This is a genomic window from Pseudonocardia sp. ICBG601, assembly GCF_020496245.1.
Genome location: NZ_JAHLJA010000148.1, coordinates 2,165,559 through 2,182,926, shown reverse-complemented (window position 1 = coordinate 2,182,926; position 17,368 = coordinate 2,165,559). Strand labels below are relative to the sequence as shown.

The following is a 17,368-nucleotide window of genomic DNA, read 5'->3' as shown; positions in this document are numbered from 1 at the left end:
GACGGCGGCGTCACCCCCGCGGGCCGGCGGTCGCGGCCGCGTCGACCGAGTGGTCCAGCACCACCATGTGCCCGGCCGCGTGGGTGAACACGTACTCGGCGCCGCTGCCGGGCAGCGCCAGCTGCGGGGTGACGCCGCAGCCCCAGAAGACCGGGACGTCGCCGTCCTCGACCACCGGCGCCGGGCCGAAGTCCGGTGCCGCGAGGTCGGCGATGCCCAGCGCGGCGGGGTCGCCGACGTGCACGGGCGCACCGTGCCCGGTCGGGTAGCGCGCCGTGACCTCCCGGGCCCGGTCGACCAGTGCGGCGGGCACCGCGCGCATGCTCACCACGAGCGGCCCGTGGACGCGGCCCGCGGGGACGGTGGGCCGCGTCGTGACGTAGACCGCGGGCGCCGCGGACTCCGGGTTGCGCCGCACCGGGACACCGGCCCGCTCCAGGGGCTCCTCGAAGGTGTGGCTGCACCCGAGCAGGAACGCCACCGAGTCCTCACGCCACCGGTCGCGCAGGTCGGTCGGCCCGCCGTCGTCGACGCCGTGGTGCCAGGTCCGGTAGCGCGGGAAGTCGGTGCGGACGTCGACCCGGGTGTCCCCGACGGTGACGACCGGGTCGCCGGTGTCGCCGACGCCGAGCAGCGGGCACGGCGTCGGGTTCCGCACGCAGAACAGCAGGAAGTCGTACGCCGCCGCCTGCGGGACGACCACCAGGTTGGCCTGCTGGTACCCGCCGAACAGGCCCGCGGTGGGCCCGGTCCAGCGCCCGGCGGCGGCCAGTGCCCGCAGCTCGGCCGGGGTGGTGGGCGCCGTCGTCGCGGCGGTCACCGGGCCAGCTCCCGGCGGGCGGTCTCGCGGACGGTGAGCAGGGTCAGCAGCGCGACGACCGTCGCGACCATCAGCAGGTAGCCCGGAGCGAGGGGGTCGCCGGTGACCGACGTGAGCCAGGTCGCGAGGAACGGCGTGAGACCGCCGCCGATGATCGTCCCGCCGTTGAAGGCCAGGGACAGGCCGGTGTAGCGGACCCGGGTCGGGAACTGCTCGGCGTAGGTCGGGTAGGTGACGGCCTGGACGACCGGCATGGGCAGGGCCAGCAGGAACATGCCGACGACGGCGAGGGTGAAGTCGCCGGTGCCCATCAGCGCCATCGTCGGCAGGACGAGCACCGAGTAGCCGAGGAAGCCGACGACGATGAGCTTCTTGCGGCCGTAGCGGTCGGACAGCGCGCCGGCGATCGGCATCAGGCAGGCCACGAACAGCCCGATCGCGGCCATCAGCCAGAACGTGCTCGACTTCGGGTAGCCCAGCTCCGAGGTGAGGTAGATGTTCATGAAGATCAGGCCGATCCAGTAGCCGGCGTTCGACCCGGTGGCCAGCAGCAGCACGGTCACCAGCGCGCGGCGGTGGTGGGTGAACACCTCCCGCACCGGGGCCTTGGGCAGCTCACCGGAGGCGCGGCTCTGCTCGAACTCCTCGGAGTCCTCCAGCCGGTGCCGGGCGATGAGCGTCAGCACGACCAGCGGCAGCGCGAGCAGGAACGGGATCCGCCAGCCGAACGCCGACAGCTGCTCGGTGGTGAGGACGGTCGAGGTGATGCCGGCGACCAGCGCGGCGGTGCCGCCACCGAGCGCGACCCCGACCGGGGTGAAGGACCCGAAGAAGCCGCGACGGCCGGCCGGGGAGGACTCCGCGAGGTAGGTGGCCGACCCGGTCACCTCGCCACCGGCGAAGAAGCCCTGCGCGAGCCGGGCGAGGACCAGCAGCGCCGGGGCGAGCAGACCCGCGGTGGCCGCGGTCGGCAGGAGCCCGACCAGCGCCGTCGCGGTGCCCATCCCGGTGATCGTGAACACCAGGACGGGCTTGCGGCCGAGGCGGTCCCCGAGCCGGCCGAGGACGATGCCGCCGAGCGGGCGCATCAGGAACGCGCTGCCGAACACCGCCAGCGTCGACAGCAGGGACGCGACCGGGTCGGCGCTGGGGAAGAACAGCGGCCCGATGACGACGGCGAGGTAGCCGTAGACCCCGAACTCGTAGTACTCGACGGCGGTCCCGGACGCGGCGGCGAGCGCCGCGCGGCGGGACCGGGCCGGGCTCGGCGGGGCGACGGGCGCCGTTCCGCCGGACCGCCCGGTGGGGGCGTCGCTTGATAGGGTCATGGTGGTCTCCCGGTGAGGAACGCCCGCGGGAGCGGGCAGGCGTGATCGCGGTGTGGTGGGCGGACGAACCCGGCGCGCGCGAGACGGCGACACCGGCGGCACAGCGGGTCATCGGTGGGCGGCATCCCGCCGATGACCCGGCCGCGGACCGTCCGGGGGACGGGCCGCGACCGTACGGGGACCTCCCCGCCGTCAGACGGCGAAGAGCTGCTCCAGGTCGGCGAAGGCCTTGAACTCCAGCGCGTTGCCCGCGGGGTCGAGGAAGAACATCGTCCACTGCTCCCCCGGCTCGCCCTCGAACCGCACGTAGGGCTCGATGACGAAGTCGGTGCCCGCGGCGGTGAGCCGCTCGGCCAGCGCGCGGAACTCCGGGACGCTCAGGACCAGGCCGAAGTGCGGGACCGGCACGTCGTGGCCGTCGACGGGGTTGGTCCCGGCCACACCGGCGCGCGGGGTGTCCGACGGCTCGCCGACCTGGTGGGTGACGACCTGGTGCCCGGCGACGTTCCAGTCCGTCCAGCGCTCGGCGGAACGGCCGCGGCCGAAGCCGAGCAGCGTGCCGTAGAACTCCCGGGCCGCCTCGATGTCGTCCACCGGGATCGCCAGGTGGAACGGCGGGCGGACGGACGTGACGATCGCGGGGGTTTCCGTGGTCGGTGCGGACACAGGGGTACCTCTCATCCTTCGGTGTCGCGCCCGGACACGATGGCGTCCAGACGCAGGGGGTCCCCGGGCCGGAGCTGGCCGAGGAGGTCGATGTCGGCGTCGGCGACGACGCCGACCACCGGGTAGCCGCCGGTCACGGGGTGGTCGGCGAGGAACAGGATGGGCTCGCCCGAGGGCGGGACCTGGATGGCGCCGAGCGGCACACCCTCGCTGGGCAGCGAGCGGTCGCCGACCGCGAGGGTGGCGCCGGTGAGCCGGATGCCGACCCGGTCGCAGTGCCCGGAGACCCGCCACGCGGCGCGCCGGAGCAGGGACCGGTCCGCCGGGCCGAGGACCGCGTCGCGAGGGCCCCAGTGGAACCGGACCCGGGTGCCGGGGCCGGGGAGCCGGGGCGCGACCAGCTCGACGGGGACGGCGGGCGGCTCGCCCGGCGCCGGGCCGAGCGGCAGGTCGGCCCCGGGGCCGACGACGGGCGGGCCGAGGCCGGTCAGCGAGTCCCGGGCCCGCGAGCCGAGCACCGGTGCGGGGCGCACCCCGCCGCCGACGGCGAGGTAGCTGCGCAGACCGTGTCGCGGGGTACCGAGCCGCAGCTCGGCACCGGCCGGGACCCGCAGGCACCGGGGGTCGGCGACCGGCCGGCCGTCGAGGGTGACCGGGACCGGGGCGCCGGTGACCGCGACCCAGCGCGGCGTGTCCAGCACGACCGCCAGGCCGCCCAGGGTGACCTCGATGGCCGCCTCCTCCGGCGGGTTCCCGACGAGCCGGTTCGCGGTGGCGAACGCGGCCCGGTCGACCGGCCCGGAGGCCGTGACCCCGAGGTGGGCGAGCCCGGGCCGGCCGGGGTCCTGCACGCTGCAGCCCGGCCGGACCTCGAGCACCCGCAGCCGGGCCCCGACGGCGGACGGGCCGGCGGGTCGCGCGGCGCGGGCGGGCGGGTCGAGCAGCGTGGTCATGCGGGCACCTCCACGAACCGGACGCGGTCGCCGAGCGCCAGCCGGTTGGGCGGGGTCGCGTCGACGTCCCAGAGGACGGCCGTGGTGGTGCCGATCCGGTGCCAGCCACCGGGCGTCCCACCCGGGTAGACGACGGTCTGGTTCCCGGCGATCGCGACCACCCCGGCTGCGACCCGGGGCCGGGGCGTGGACAGCCGCGGCAGGCGCAGCGCGTCGGGGAGCCCGTCGAGATAGGCGAAGCCCGGCGCGAACCCGAAGAAGCCGACGTGGTGCTCGGCGGCGGCGTGCCGCCGGGCGACGAGCTCCGGGGTCGTCCCGAGCCGCTCGGCGACGGCGGGCAGGTCGGGGCCGTCGTAGCGGACGGGGACCTCGACCGTGCGGGGCCCCGGGACGGGTGTCCCCCGGCCCCGCGGGGTGCTCCCGGCGAGGGCGCGCAGGTGGCGGCGCAGCGCCGCCATCCGGGCACCGGGGCGGGCGACGACCAGCACGGTGCACGCGGCCGGGACGACGTCGGTCACCCAGGCGTCCCACCCGTCGGCCGCGGCGCCGTCGGCGACCTGGCGGACGGTCCCGGGGGGACAGTCCACGATCCACGCCCGGTCGCCCGCGCGGTGCACCGCGGGCGCGGTCACCGGAGGGCCCCGGTGACGGGGGCCAGCGGCTCCGGGCCGCAGCCGAACCCGGCGGCGGTGAGCGCGGCCCGCGCGGCCCGCGCCAGGGCGTCGGCGCCGGGGGTGTCGCCGTGCACGCACAGCGCGGCGACCGCGCCGCCCGCCGGGCGTACGGACACGACCGTCCCGTCGACGGCGGTGACCCGGCCGTCGCGGGCGATCGAGACGGCCCGGGCGGCGGCCTCGGCCGGGTCGCGCACCAGGTCGCCGGGCTGCCCGCGGGGCACCAGACCGCCGGCGGCGGTGTAGCCGCGGTCGAGGAACGCCTCGGCCCGCGGGCTCAGCCCGGCCGCGCGGGCCCGCTCCCAGACCTCGGTCCCGGGCAGGCACACCAGCGGCAGGCCCGCGTCGACCAGCCGGACGGCCTCGACGAGCGCGTCGGCGTGGGCCGGGTGCGTGCCGCTGGCGTGGTAGAGCGCGCCGTGCGCCTTCACGTACCCGACGCGGGTCCCCGCGGTCGCGGCGAACGCCGTCAGGGCACCGATCTGGTAGACGATGTCGTTCACCAGGGAGTCCCGGGCGACGTCGACGAAGCGGCGGCCGAACCCGGCGAGGTCGCGGTAGGACACGTGCGCACCGACCGCGACGCCGCGGCGCGCGCAGTCGTCGCAGGTGCGGCGCATGACGTCGGGGTCGCCGGCGTGGAAGCCGCAGGCGACGTTGGCCGCGTCGACGACGTCGAGCAGCGGGCGGTCGTCGTGGACCCACGCGCCGAAGCTCTCGCCGACGTCGGTGTTGAGCGCGATCGCGGTGCTCACCTCGCCTCCCGTGCCGCCCAGAACGCGGAGAGCTCGCCGCGGTCGGCCGACCAGGCCGCGTGCAGGCCCTCCTGGCCGCCGTCGATGTGGGCCAGCACGAGACGGCCGAGCTCGTCGGCGTCGCCGTCGGCCAGTGCCTGGACCATGCCCCGGTGCTCGTCCTGCACGCGGTCGTAGGCGCCGGTGCCGTGCACGTAGAACCGGGAGTAGGGCTCCAGGCGGTGGTAGAGCTGGGAGATCAGCTCGTAGCGCAGCGGCAGCCGGGCGAGCCGGTACATGTCGAGGTGGAAGGCCAGGTTGGTGCGGGACCACTCGGCGGCACCGGTCCGGGCGACCTGGTCCATGTCGCCGGCCATGCCGTCGAACCGCGCGACGTCGCGCCGGGACACCCGGTCCGCGACGTGCGGGGCGAAGCTCGGCTCGACCATGCGCCGCAGGTCGTAGATCTCGTCGATCTCGGCCAGGTCCAGCTCGGTGACGAAGGTGCCGCGGCCGGCCTCGCTGCGCAGCAGGCCCTCGCCGACCAGGGTGCGCAGCGCCTCCCGCAGCGGGATGCGGCTGACGCCGTAGCGGTCCGCCAGCTCCTCCTGCACCAGCCGGTGGCCGGGCGGGTACACGCCTTCCACGATTGCGCGACGCAGGGCGTCGACCAGCGCGTCATCCGGTGCCATGTGCTCTGTATACGGTGGATACAGCGTGTACGGAAGCCCCTCGGCGATCGCTTTACAGGAACGACACCGACCGACACACGCCCGTCGCCGGGTGACCCGGATCGCCCGGACATGACCGGGACCGCGCGAACGGCCACGATGTACCGCATGGGCCGACCCGACCACGCCGTCTTCCTCAAACGCTCGTTCTCGAAGATGGACCAGCTCGCGACCCCGTTCCTCACCGGACGGCGGCTGTGCCGCCAGCTCGCCGCCGTCGTCCCGCGCGGGACGAACGGCGTCGTCGTCGAGCTCGGCGCCGGACCAGGGGTGCTCGCCGAGCCGATCCGTGAGCGGCTCGGACCGCACGCGCGCTACCTCGCGATCGAGATCGACTCCGAGCTGGTCGCGCACCTGCGCCGGCACAAGCCGTGGCTGGAGGTCGTGCAGGGCGACGTCGCCGACCTGGACCGGATCCTCGACGAGGCCGGCATCACCGAGGTCGACGCGTTCGTCTCGACCCTGCCGTGGGCGGTGTTCCCGCAGACCCTGCGCCTGCAGGTCATGGGCACGATCGCGCGCCGGCTGGTCCCGGGCGGGGTGATGAGCATGATCATCACCTGGATGGCGCTGCCGAACCGGGTGCGGGTGCTGCGCGACCTGCTCGACACCCACTTCGACGAGGTCGTGGAGACCGCGACCGAGTGGCGCAACCCGCCGCCCGCCCGCACCTTCCTGTGCCGCCGACCGCTCCCCCAGTTCAACTCTCTCGACGAGCGAGACACTCGTTCGGCGAGCTAACATGGCCGGGTGACCGCGGAACGGACGATCGTCGCGGGCGGTGGCCCCGGCGGCATGCTGCTCGCCTACCTGCTGGCCCGGGCGGGCCTGCCGGTGACACTGCTCGAACGCCACCGGGACTTCGACCGCGACTTCCGCGGCGACTCCCTGCACCCGTGGACGCTCGAGCTGTTCGACCGGCTCGGGCTCGCCGGACGCCTGCTGGAGCAGCCGCACGTCCCGGCCCGGCGGTTCCGCTTCCGCACCGGTCGCGGGACGGTCACCACCACCGACTACGGCCTGCTCGACACCCCCTACGACTACGTCGCGCTCATGCCGCAGGCCCGGTTCCTCGACTTCCTCGCCGCCGAGGCGGCGACCCTGCCGACCTTCGAGCTGCGCACCGGCGCCGCGGTGAACGGCCTGCTCGGCGCGGGCACCGACGACGACCCCGTCCGCGGGGTGACCCTGCGGTCCGGGGAGCGGATCGACGCCGGGCTGGTCGTCGCCGCCGACGGCCGGTTCTCCCGCCTGCGCACCCTCGCCGGGCTGACCGCGGAATCCCAAGGAGCCACCACCGACCTGCTGTGGTTCGCGCTGCCCCGCCACGACGACGACCCGCCCGACGCCGCCGTCGACCTGTTCCTCGGCACCCGCAGCTACGTCGGGCTGCTCGGCGGCGAGGAGCGCTGGCAGGTCGGCCTGTCGCTGCCCAAGGGCGGCTACCCGGCGCTGCGCGAGGCCGGGGTGGAGCACGTGCGCCGCGAGGTCGCCGGGCTCATGCCGTGGCTGGCCGACCGGGTCGGGCTGCTCACCGACCTGAACGACGCCACACTGCTGTCGGTCGACATCTCCCGGGTGCCGACCTGGCACCGGCCCGGCCTGCTGCTGATCGGCGACGCCGCGCACGTCATCTCCCCCGTCGGCGGCAACGGGATCCTGATGGCCCTGCAGGACGCGCTCGCCGCGGCGAACCACCTGGTTCCCGCGCTGCGGGCGGGCACGGTCGGCACCGCGACGCTCGCCGCGGTCCAGGCCGAGCGGGAGCCCGCGATCGTGTCCGTGCAGAGCCGGCAGGTCCGCATCGAGCGGGGCGTCGCACGGGCCCGCGAGCGCGGCCGCACCATCGCCCCGCCCGCGTTCGTCCGGCTGCTGATGCGCCTGCCCGCCGTGCGGCGGCGCTCGGCCCGGGGCAACGCCTACGGTCCCGTCCCGGTGCACCCGACACCGGAGCTGGCACGGGAGCTGGGTCTGGCCCCGGTCCCCGCCTGAGCGCCCGCCGCGGCGGACGTAGCGTCGGCCGCATGAGCACGCCCGGCCCCGTCCCACCCGTTCCGCCCGTCCTGGCCGCCGCCGTCCCGCTGGCCGTCGTCGAGCGGGAGGGCACCGTGGAGTCGGTGCACCTGGGCACCGTCGCGGTGCACCACCCCGGCGGCACCGTGACCGGCTCCGGCGACCCGGACGTGGCGTTCCTGCCGCGCTCGGCGCTCAAGCCGGTGCAGGCGGTGGCGATGCTGCGGGCCGGGCTGGACCTCGGCGGCGAGCTGCTCGCGCTGGCCAGTGCCTCGCACTCCGGCGAGCCCGGCCACGTCGACGGCGTGCGGCGCATCCTCGCCGGTGCCGGGCTCGACGAGTCCGACCTGGACAACACCCCGGACCTGCCGCTGGGGCCGTCGGCCGCGGCGGCCGTCCGCGCGGCGGGGACGGGACCGTCGCCGGTGCTGCAGAACTGCTCGGGCAAGCACGCCGCGATGCTCGCCGCCTGCGTGGCCGCGGGGTGGCCGACGGCCGGCTACCGCGACCCCGCGCACCCGCTGCAGCGGCTGGTCCGGGAGACCGTCGCCGAGCTGACCGGGGTGCCGGTCAGCGTCACCACCGTCGACGGCTGCGGCGCGCCGCTGTTCGGCACCACCCCGGCCGGGCTGGCCCGGGCCTTCGCGACGCTGGCGACGGCCGCTTCGGACACCCCCGAGGGGCGGGTCGCGGCCGCGGTCCGCGCGCACCCGTGGTGGGTCGGCGGCACGGACCGGCCGGTGACCCGGCTGGCCGGCGCGGTGCCGGGCCTGGTCACCAAGGACGGTGCCGAGGGGGTGCTGGCGGCCGCGCTGCCCGACGGGCGGGCGTTCGCCGTCACCGTGCTGGACGGGTCGCCGCGACCGCTGCCGGTCGTCGCACGCGCCGTGCTGGAGTCCCTCGGCGCCGGGTCCGACGCGCTCACCGCCGCGACCCGCACCGACGTGCTCGGCCACGGCACGCCCGTGGGCGCGGTCCGCGCCCTGCTCTGAGCGGCCCGGTCAGCCGCCGCCGTTCGCGCGCGCGTGGTCCGCGGCCCGCCCGAGGCGGGCGGCGACCGCGTCGAGGTGCTCCACCAGCTCGACCGGCTCGACCACCTCGAAGTCGACGCCGAAGAAGCACAGCCACACCGCCAGCGACTCCAGGGTCCAGGCCCCGGCCGCGAGCTCGCAGCGGTCCCCGCCGAGGTCGGTCACGATCCCCGACGCCGGGGTGACGTGCTCGGCGATCCGCTCCGCCGGGGCGTGGAACACGATCCGCGCCCGGTGCGGGTAGGCACCCGAGGAGATCCCGCGCTGGGCGAACGCGGCGAGCCCGCCCTCCGGTTCCGGGCGCGGGGCGAAGCGCGGCCCGGCGGGCAGCTTGGGCCGCATCCGGTCCACCCGGAAGGTGCGGCGGTCGTCGCGGCCGGTGTCCCAGGCGACGAGGTACCAGCGGCGCCCGGTGTGCACGAGCCCCTCGGGCTCGGCGACCCGGCGGGTCTCCGTCCCGTCCCCCGCGACGTAGTCGAACCGCAGGACCTCGTGGTCGCGGCAGGCGGCGGCCAGCGCGGACAGCACGTCCGCGTCGACGGTCGGGCCGCGCGCGGCGAGCGTGGACGTCGCGGTGCCCAGGGCGGCGACGCGGCGGCGCAGCCGGTTCGGCAGGACCTGCTCCAGCTTGGCCAGGGCCCGGACCGAGGTCTCCTCGATGCCCGAGACCGACCCGCCCGCGGCGGTCCGCAGCCCGACCGCGACGGCGACGGCCTCGTCGTCGTCGAGCAGCAGGGGTGGCAGCGCGGCCCCGGCGCCGAGCCGGTAGCCGCCGGTCACCCCGGGTGTGGAGTGGACCGGGTAGCCGAGGGTGCGGAGCTTGTCGACGTCGCGGCGGACGGTGCGCACGTCGACGTCGAGGCGCTCGGCCAGGGCGGGCCCCGTCCAGTCGCGCGGCACCTGCAGCAGCCCGAGCAGGCGCAGCAGCCGCGCCGATGTCCCCATCACGACGACCAGTGTGCCGCCGATTCCGGTCGGATCCTGTCCTGGATGGCGGCGGTCGGATCGGAGTAGACCGGAACCATGGAATCCGAGGAGATCGTCGGCACCACCTCCGGACCGGTGCGCGGCGTCCGCACCGGCGACGTCGTCCGGTTCCGGTCCGTGCCCTACGCGGCACCGCCGGTGGGCCCGCTGCGCTACGCCGCCCCGGCCCCCGCCCCGGTGTGGGAGGGGGTCCGCGACGCCTCGGGCCCGCCCGGCCCGAACGCCCCGCAGCCGCCGCGCGTGATCGCGGGCGGCCTGGACATGAGCCCGGTGATCGGCACCGGGCGGCGGCCCGGCGAGGACTTCCTGACCGTCGACGTGTGGACCCCCGACCCCGGCGCGGGCGGGCTGCCGGTGCTCGTGTTCCTGCACGGCGGCGCGTTCGTCGCGGGTGAGTCCTCGGCCCCCGCCTACGACGGGGCCGTGCTCGCGGCGGGCGGCGCCGTGCTGGTCGCGGCGAACTACCGGCTCGGCGCGGAGGGGTTCCTGCCGCTCGGGGGCGGCGCGACGAACGTCGGGCTCCGTGACCAGCTGGCGGCGCTGGAGTGGGTGCGCGACAACGCGGCCGCCTTCGGCGGGGACCCGGACCTGGTCACCGTGGTCGGCGAGTCGGCGGGGGCGATGAGCATCGGCCTGCTGCTGGCCTCGCCGCGCTCGGCCGGGCTGTTCCGCCGCGCGGTGGTGCAGTCCGGGGGCGCCGAGATGTGCCGGTCCGCGCCGGAGCGGGCGGCCCCGCTGGCCGCGGTGCTGGCCGCCGAGCTCGGCGTCGCGCCCACGGCGGATGCCTTCCGGTCCGTCCCGGTCGACGACGTCATGGCCGCACAGGCCCGGGTGGACCTGCCCGGCCGCCGCGGCGACCTGCGCGAGCCCGACGGCGGCGACCCCGGCTTCGGCCTGGCCGGGTTCCTCCCGGTCCTCGGCGACGACCTGCTGCCCGCCGACCCGCTCGCCGCGCTGCGCGCCGGGGCGTCGGCCGGCGTCGACCTGCTCGCCGGGAGCAACGCCGAGGAGATGAACCTCTACCTCGTCCCGACCGGGGTGCTCGACGCGCTCACCGAGGACCAGGCACGGGGCGCGCTCGCCGCCGTCGCACCGCAGGTGACGCTGCCCGGCGGCGGCACCCCCGGCGAGCGCTACGCCAGCGCCATGACCGAGCTGGTGTTCGCCGGACCGACCCGGCGGCTGCTCGACGCGCACACCGGACGCCGGTTCGGCTACCTGTTCGCGCACCGCTCCGACGCCTGCGACGGGCGGCTCGGCGCGGCACACGCGACCGAGCTGCCCTACGTGTTCGGGACGCTGGACTCCGCGTCCGGCCCGTCCGGGCTCGCCGGGCACCACCCGTCGGCGGAGCTGTCGGAGCGGATGCGCGCGACGTGGCTGCGGTTCGCGGCCACCGGGGACCCCGGATGGTCCACCTGGGACCCGGCCGCCCCGGTGCACCGCCGCTTCGACGGCCCCGGCGACGCCGACGAGCCCGCGGGCTGAGCCCGCCCCGACCCCGGGGCGCCGGGAGGGGCCGTCTACGGTCGCCGCCGTGGACACGAGCGAGCGGGTCGGCCGGTACGTGCGGATGGTGGCCCTGGAGGGACAGGGGACCGAGCTGGCGGGCGCGCTGCTCCGCGTCGCCGACGACATGGCCGCCCAGCCCGGCTGCCTCGCCTACGTCGTGAACGCCACCCCCGACGAGCCCGACGTCGTCTGGGTCACCGAGATGTGGTCCGACGCCGCGTCGTCGGAGGCGGCGCTGAGCCGCGACATCGGCGAGAGCGGCCTGGGCGACGTGCTGGCGCTGCTCACCGCCCCGCCGGACTACATCGAGGTCACCCCGCTCGGCGGGCCCGGCCTGGCCGGCCTGCCCGGCTGAGCGCCGGGCCGGCCGGACCGGCTCAGTCGCGCTGCTCGGAGCGCTCCTTGCGGGCGCGCAGCGACCCGGCGTGGGCGGTCATCGACGGGTCGCCCTTGGTCTTGACGAGGCTGGCGACGGTGACGACCGCGAGGATCCCCAGGATCACGACCAGGCTGACCATGGTCGGGATCTCGGGCACGGCCGGCGAGATGTCGACGTGGAGCCAGTGCAGGATCAGCTTCACGCCGATGAACGCGAGGATGACCGCGAGCCCGGCCGACAGGTAGACCAGCCGGTCCAGCAGGCCCTTGACCAGGAAGAACAGCGCCCGCAGGCCGAGCAGCGCGAAGGCGTTGGCGGTGAAGACGATGAACGCCTCCTGGGTCACGCCGAACACCGCGGGGATCGAGTCGAGGGCGAACAGCAGGTCGATGCCGCCGATCGAGACCAGCACGATGAACATCGGGGTCGCGACCCGGCGGCCGTTGTCCCGGGTGAACAGCTTCCCGCCGTCGTACTCCTCGGTGACCGGGAAGAGCCTGCGCGCGCCCCTCACGACCATGTTGTCCTCGATGTCGGGGTCCTCGTCCTTGTGCCGGTAGAGCTGCACGGCGGTCCACAGGAGCAGCAGACCGAAGACCAGGAACATGAACGAGAACAGGTTCAGCAGCGTCGCCCCGACCGCGATGAAGATCGCGCGCATGATCAGGGCGAGCACGATGCCGAAGGTCAGCACCTTGTGCTGGTGCTCCTCCGGCACCGCGAACGTCGTCATGATCACGACGAAGACGAACAGGTTGTCGACCGACAGGCTCTTCTCGACGATGTAGCCCGTGAAGTACTGGGTTCCGAAGTCCCAGCCGTGGATCGTCGCGAACACCAGTCCGAACGCGATCGCGACCAGGATGTAGAACACCGACCAGGCGGTGGCCTCCTTGAATCCCACCCGGTGCGGCCGCAGCCAGCCCAGGACGAGGTCGAACGCGAGCAGCGCGATGATCACGCCGATCGTGACGGCCCATTCGAGACCGCTGATCTCGAGCACCGGGGGTCCTCCTGCAGGTCACCGCACCGACCACGGCGGTCGGTTGCGGAGCGCACCATATCGGGCAGTCAGGACACCGCGCCCGTCCTGGGGCCGGGCGCGGGCCGTGATCAGCCCTTCGGACGCGCCGCGAAGACCCCCTCGGCGGGGAACGCCCCGTTCGCCAGGGCCGTCCGGACGAACGCCCCGCCGAGCTCGCCGAGCCGCGTGGCCCCGTCGGCGCCGAGCGCGGACCACGGGGCGGCACCGAGACGGTGGGTGTCGTTCTCGATCCGCTTGCGCAGCGCCGTGCCCTCCTCGGTCAGGACCGGTTCGACGGCGTCGTCCCCGGCCGTGTCGGCCGGCTGCAGCAGGCCGCGGTCCGCGAGTCCGGCGACGGCGGCGTTCCACTCGGCGGCCGACCAGCCGCGGCTGCCGCGGGCGAAGGCCACGGTGAACCCGGTGCCCGTCGCGGTCGCGGTGACCAGCGCCTCCAGCCCGGACAGCCCGGCCTCGACCAGCAGCGCGATGTGCCCGTCGCCGCGGTGCTCGCGCAGGATCGACAGCGCGTGCCACAGGACCAGGTGCGGCGCGGTCGGCCAGGGCACGTCGAGGTGGCCGGCGGCGAGCGGGCGCCCGTCGGGGGTGACGGCCCCGGCCGCGGTCCGGGCCAGCCCGGCGGCCTCGGCCATCTCGGGCGAGGCGACGGCGTCGCCGCCCAGGGTGCGGCGCAGCGAGGCGTCGGCGACGGCGAACCGCACGTCGAGCAGGTCCGGTGCGGACACCAGCTCCCAGGCCCGCGGGACCGACCTCGCGACCAGGCGCGGGGAGAAGTTGTAGAACGTCGCGGTGACCACCGAGGCTCCGACCGCGCCCATCGGTGCGGCCCGCGGGGCGAAGTAGCTCATCCGACCCGGCTCCAGCCCGGCGGCGGTGTAGGCCGGTTCGCCCTCGGGGGCGAAGTAGACCTGGGAGTGCAGCGGTTCCAGCCCGCGGGCGAGGCGCCCGGCGGCCACGGCGGCGTCGTTCATGGCCGCGACGCTAGTCGGGCGGGTCAGAGGATGCCGGGCAGCACGAGCAGTGCCCAGGCCAGCAGCGGGCCGACCAGCACGACGACGCCCGCGTAGGCGAGCATCTGGCGGTAGAAGCGGTCCCGGTCGACGTCGGCGGGCGCGTTGGCGAGCACCAGCGCCCCGTTCGTGGAGAACGGGCTGACGTCGACGACGGTCGCGGCCACCGCGAGCGCCGCCACCATCCCGACCGCGGACACCTCGCCCTGCTGCAGGAACGGCAGGGCCAGCGGGATCGCGACACCGAGGATCGCCACCGAGGACGCGAACGCCGAGAGCACGCCGCCGACGTAGCAGAGCAGCAGCGCCGCGAGCAGCGGTGCGCCGATCCCGCTGATCCCCGAGGAGACCAGGTCGACCGCGCCGGCCTCCAGGAGCACGCCGACGTAGGTGACGACACCGCAGATCAGCAGGACGGTGGACCAGGAGATCTTCCCGACGACGTCCGGGCGGCGCGGGGCGACCAGCCGCAGCACGATCGCGACGGCGAGCGCGACGACGCCGACGTCCCAGCCGAACGCGGCGGAGCCGACGGCCATGAGCGCGATGCCGGCCAGCGTGATGCCCTGCTCCAGCCCGACCCGGCCGACGACCGGGGCCTCGGTCACGGTGCCGGTCGCGGCGGCGCTCCCGGTCCCGGTCCCGGCGTCCCCGGCGGGGGCGGCGTCGTCGCCCGGTGCCTCGACCGGGTCGACCGTGCGCCCGACGAGCGACCGGCCGCCGAGCACCAGGAAGATCCCGACGGCGATCACGACGTTGACCACGAGCGGGGTCAGGAACAGCGCGATCGGGTCGCTGGGCAGGCCCACGGTCGCCATCGTCGAGTTCACGAACGCGCCGTAGACGGTGATCGGCGAGAACGCCCCGCCGAGCGCGCCGTGCACGACCATCATGCCCATGAGCAGCAGGTTGATGCCGTAGCGCCGGGCGAAGGGCATCGCCAGCGGCGCGACGATCGCGACCGCGAACAACGCCCCGAGCGCCGAGAGCCCGCAGGAGATCGCGAAGAACACGAACGGCGCGAGCACCAATCGTCCGCGGACGGCCCGCATCGCCCAGTGGACCAGCAGGTCGACGGTGCCGTTGGCCGTCGCCAGCGCGAACAGGTAGGTCAGCCCGACGAGCAGCAGGAACAGGTCTCCGGGGAAGCCCGCGAGGACGTCGTCAAGGCTCAGCCCCAGCACGCCGATCCCGACCGCGGCCGCGGCGAGGAACCCCAGTGCGCCGAGGTTGACCGGCATCGTCGTGGCGATCACGAACATGACCACCAGCACGGCGATCGCGATGATCTCGGGCCCCATCGGCCTCGCTCCTCGGTGTCGACCGGCCCGGACGGCGGTGACCGGGCCGGTCGACACCGTGACAGATCGCCCACATCGTGAGCAAGCGACCACATCGCGGCGTTCCAGAGTCTGGTCAACCATTGACAGTCGACCGTGTACCGGCGCACGGTGCCACCGCCGGTCACAGCGGGGTGGCACGGCGGCGCGGCGTGGAGGGGCACCGGATGGGTCTGTTCGAGACGATGCAGCAGCGCTCCACACCGGTCCGGGCCGGCGTGATCGGCGCGGGCACGTTCGCGACGATGTTCCTGCACCAGGCGGCCCGGGTGCCGAACCTGCAGGTCAGCGCCGTCGTCGATCTCTCGGAGGAGCGCGCCCGCGCCGCACTGGACACCGCCGGGCTCACCGGGGCCCGGGTCGCGACCTCGGTCGACGCGGTGCTCGGGGCCGACGACGTGGACGTCGTCGTCGAGGCGACCGGCTCCCCCGTCGCGGGCGCCGCGCACGCGCTGGGCGCGATCGAGGCCGGGCAGCACGTCGTGATGGTGACCGTCGAGGCCGACGTGCTCGTCGGTCCGGTGCTCGCGGCCCGCGCGGCCGAGCGGGGAGTGGTCTACACGATGGCCTCGGGCGACCAGCCCAGCCTGATCTGCGAGCTGGTGGACTGGGCGCGGACCAACGGGTTCGGCGTCGTCGCCGCCGGGAAGGGCACCAAGTACCTGCCGGAGTACCACCGCTCGACCCCGGAGACGGTGTGGGGCCACTACGGGTTCACCCCCGGGCACGCGGCGGCCTCGGGGCTCAACCCGGTCATGTTCAACTCCTTCCTCGACGGCACGAAGTCCGCGATCGAGATGGCGGCCGTCGCGAACGCCACCGGCCTGCTCCCGCCCGACGACGGGCTCGCCTTCCCGCCCGCCGGCACCGACGACCTGCACCGGGTGTGCGTCCCGCGCGAGGCGGGCGGCGTCCTGGACCGCACCGGGACGGTCGAGGTCGTGTCGTCGCTGCACCGCGACGGCACCCCCGTGGAGCGCGACCTGCGCTGGGGCGTCTACGTGACGCTCGAGGCGCCGAGCGACTACGTGGCGGCCTGCTTCGCGAACTACGGGCTGCGCACCGACCCGTCCGGTCGCTACACCGCGATGTACCGGCCGTACCACCTCATCGGGCTGGAGCTGGCGCAGAGCGTGTGCGCCGCCGGGGCCCGCGGTCTGGACTCCGGGCGGCCGCGGGACTGGGTGGCCGACGTCGTCGCCACCGCGAAGCGCGACCTGGTCCCCGGCGACCGGCTCGACGGCGAGGGCGGCTCGACCGTGTACGGCGTGGTCCGCCCGGCCGCCGCGGCCCGGGCCGGCGGGTTCCTGCCGATCGGGCTGGCCGAGGGGCTCACGCTGCGGCGCGCCGTCGCCGCGGGCACCCCGGTCTCCCGCGACGACGTCGAGCCGGCCGCCGGGACCGGTGTCGCCCACCGCCTGCGGGCCGAGCTGGAGGCCCGGTGAGCGATCCGGCGACGTGGGGCGGGGACCTCGCGGCGCATCCCGGTCTCGGTGACGCCGTCGCCGACCGGGTCCGTGGCCTCATCCTGTCCGGGGAGCTGCGCGACGGCGCGCGGCTGGTCGAGCGCGACCTCGCCGAGCGGCTGGGGATCAGCCGCGGCCCGGTCCGCGACGCGCTGCGCAGGCTCGACGCCGAGGGGCTGGTCGTGCTGCTCCCCCGCCGCGGCGCCCGGGTCGCGACGCTGACCGCCGACGACGCCGAGGAGATCATCGCGCTGCGCGCCGCGACCGAGCCGCTGGCCGTGCGGTCCCTGGCCACGACCGGATCGGCGGAGCACGCCCGGGAGCTCGGCCGGATCGTCGACGACCTGCACGCCGCCTGCGCCGCGCGGGACAGCGCCGCCGCGGTGACCCTGGACTTCGCACTGCACCGCCGGATCCACGAGCTCTGCGGACGACGGCGCCTGCTGCACACCTGGGAGACGATCTCCGCGCCGCTGCAGCACGTCTTCCGGTTGTCCCGGGACCTCTACGACGACCTGGGCGACATCGCCGACAGCCACCGCACGCTGCTCGACGACATCACCTCGGGCGACCCGGCCCGCGCCGAGGCCGCCGCGCGGGCCCACGTGACCCGCTTCGGACCGGAGCTGCTGCGGCGGATGCCGCGCGAGGAGGGGGACCAGTGACCGAGCCCGCCGCACCC

At 75.7% G+C, this 17,368-nt stretch carries 18 protein-coding genes; 7 read left to right on the top strand and 11 right to left on the bottom strand.

What is annotated here, in order from left to right; all coding sequences use genetic code 11:
• Positions 1 to 10: 10 nt before the first annotated feature.
• From KPL57_RS39805 to KPL57_RS39775, 7 genes are all read right to left on the bottom strand, one after another.
• Entirely contained in the window at positions 11 to 820 is an 810-nt protein-coding gene (locus tag KPL57_RS39805; RefSeq protein WP_226355626.1) for a D-glutamate cyclase family protein, read from the bottom strand.
• Positions 817 to 2,148, bottom strand: coding sequence for an MFS transporter (locus tag KPL57_RS39800; RefSeq protein ID WP_226355625.1), 1,332 nt, complete (start codon positions 2,146 to 2,148; stop codon positions 817 to 819). Before KPL57_RS39800 ends, KPL57_RS39805 begins: the two co-directional genes overlap by 4 nt.
• A gap of 192 nt (positions 2,149 to 2,340) precedes the next feature.
• Positions 2,341 to 2,814 (bottom strand): VOC family protein, encoded by a 474-nt coding sequence (locus KPL57_RS39795; protein WP_226355624.1) that lies wholly within the window; start codon positions 2,812 to 2,814, stop codon positions 2,341 to 2,343.
• An 11-nt stretch (positions 2,815 to 2,825) separates the two neighbouring features.
• Positions 2,826 to 3,767, bottom strand: coding sequence for a biotin-dependent carboxyltransferase family protein (locus KPL57_RS39790; protein ID WP_226355623.1), 942 nt, complete (start codon positions 3,765 to 3,767; stop codon positions 2,826 to 2,828).
• Positions 3,764 to 4,399, bottom strand: coding sequence for an allophanate hydrolase subunit 1 (locus KPL57_RS39785; protein WP_226355622.1), 636 nt, complete (start codon positions 4,397 to 4,399; stop codon positions 3,764 to 3,766). The genes KPL57_RS39790 and KPL57_RS39785 overlap by 4 nt, the downstream gene beginning before the upstream one ends.
• Entirely contained in the window at positions 4,396 to 5,196 is an 801-nt protein-coding gene (locus tag KPL57_RS39780; RefSeq protein WP_226355621.1) for a LamB/YcsF family protein, read from the bottom strand. Before KPL57_RS39780 ends, KPL57_RS39785 begins: the two co-directional genes overlap by 4 nt.
• On the bottom strand, positions 5,193 to 5,867 hold the full coding sequence (locus KPL57_RS39775) for a GntR family transcriptional regulator (RefSeq protein WP_226355620.1): 675 nt from the start codon (positions 5,865 to 5,867) through the stop codon (positions 5,193 to 5,195). The genes KPL57_RS39780 and KPL57_RS39775 overlap by 4 nt, the downstream gene beginning before the upstream one ends.
• A 147-nt stretch (positions 5,868 to 6,014) precedes the next feature.
• Here KPL57_RS39775 and KPL57_RS39770 point away from each other — a divergent pair, with 147 nt between their 5' ends.
• From KPL57_RS39770 to KPL57_RS39760, 3 genes are read left to right on the top strand one after another with little or no spacing between them, the layout of a single operon-like run.
• Positions 6,015 to 6,647 carry a class I SAM-dependent methyltransferase gene (locus KPL57_RS39770; protein ID WP_226355619.1) on the top strand — a complete coding sequence of 211 codons (633 nt, stop codon included), beginning with the start codon at positions 6,015 to 6,017 and terminating at the stop codon, positions 6,645 to 6,647.
• Between the two features lie 9 nt (positions 6,648 to 6,656).
• Entirely contained in the window at positions 6,657 to 7,898 is a 1,242-nt protein-coding gene (locus KPL57_RS39765; protein ID WP_226355618.1) for an FAD-dependent oxidoreductase, read from the top strand.
• A 32-nt stretch (positions 7,899 to 7,930) separates the two neighbouring features.
• Positions 7,931 to 8,911, top strand: coding sequence for an asparaginase (locus KPL57_RS39760; protein WP_226355617.1), 981 nt, complete (start codon positions 7,931 to 7,933; stop codon positions 8,909 to 8,911).
• Positions 8,912 to 8,920: 9 nt separating this feature from the next.
• Here KPL57_RS39760 and KPL57_RS39755 read toward each other — a convergent pair whose 3' ends face one another.
• The gene (locus KPL57_RS39755) at positions 8,921 to 9,898 is read right to left on the bottom strand and encodes a YafY family protein (protein WP_226355616.1); all 978 of its coding nucleotides are present in this window, start codon (positions 9,896 to 9,898) and stop codon (positions 8,921 to 8,923) included.
• A 75-nt stretch (positions 9,899 to 9,973) separates the two neighbouring features.
• Here KPL57_RS39755 and KPL57_RS39750 point away from each other — a divergent pair, with 75 nt between their 5' ends.
• Positions 9,974 to 11,425 carry a carboxylesterase/lipase family protein gene (locus KPL57_RS39750; RefSeq protein ID WP_226355615.1) on the top strand — a complete coding sequence of 484 codons (1,452 nt, stop codon included), beginning with the start codon at positions 9,974 to 9,976 and terminating at the stop codon, positions 11,423 to 11,425.
• 49 nt (positions 11,426 to 11,474) lie between these two features.
• A complete protein-coding gene (locus KPL57_RS39745; RefSeq protein WP_020623433.1) occupies positions 11,475 to 11,804 on the top strand; it encodes a putative quinol monooxygenase in 330 nt (109 codons plus the stop codon).
• A 22-nt stretch (positions 11,805 to 11,826) separates the two neighbouring features.
• On the opposite strand, the gene KPL57_RS39740 is transcribed toward KPL57_RS39745, so the two are convergent.
• From KPL57_RS39740 to KPL57_RS39730, 3 genes are all read right to left on the bottom strand, one after another.
• Positions 11,827 to 12,831 (bottom strand): TerC family protein, encoded by a 1,005-nt coding sequence (locus KPL57_RS39740; protein ID WP_226355614.1) that lies wholly within the window; start codon positions 12,829 to 12,831, stop codon positions 11,827 to 11,829.
• Between the two features lie 110 nt (positions 12,832 to 12,941).
• Positions 12,942 to 13,841, bottom strand: a complete 900-nt coding sequence (locus KPL57_RS39735; protein ID WP_226355613.1) for a hypothetical protein — start codon at positions 13,839 to 13,841, stop codon at positions 12,942 to 12,944.
• A 23-nt stretch (positions 13,842 to 13,864) separates the two neighbouring features.
• Positions 13,865 to 15,181 carry an SLC13 family permease gene (locus KPL57_RS39730; RefSeq protein ID WP_226355612.1) on the bottom strand — a complete coding sequence of 439 codons (1,317 nt, stop codon included), beginning with the start codon at positions 15,179 to 15,181 and terminating at the stop codon, positions 13,865 to 13,867.
• A 206-nt stretch (positions 15,182 to 15,387) separates the two neighbouring features.
• Here KPL57_RS39730 and KPL57_RS39725 point away from each other — a divergent pair, with 206 nt between their 5' ends.
• Both KPL57_RS39725 and KPL57_RS39720 read left to right on the top strand, forming a co-directional pair.
• The gene (locus KPL57_RS39725) at positions 15,388 to 16,665 is read left to right on the top strand and encodes an NAD(P)H-dependent oxidoreductase (protein ID WP_226355611.1); all 1,278 of its coding nucleotides are present in this window, start codon (positions 15,388 to 15,390) and stop codon (positions 16,663 to 16,665) included.
• Positions 16,662 to 17,351 carry a GntR family transcriptional regulator gene (locus tag KPL57_RS39720; protein WP_226355610.1) on the top strand — a complete coding sequence of 230 codons (690 nt, stop codon included), beginning with the start codon at positions 16,662 to 16,664 and terminating at the stop codon, positions 17,349 to 17,351. Before KPL57_RS39725 ends, KPL57_RS39720 begins: the two co-directional genes overlap by 4 nt.
• Positions 17,352 to 17,368 lie beyond the last annotated feature (17 nt).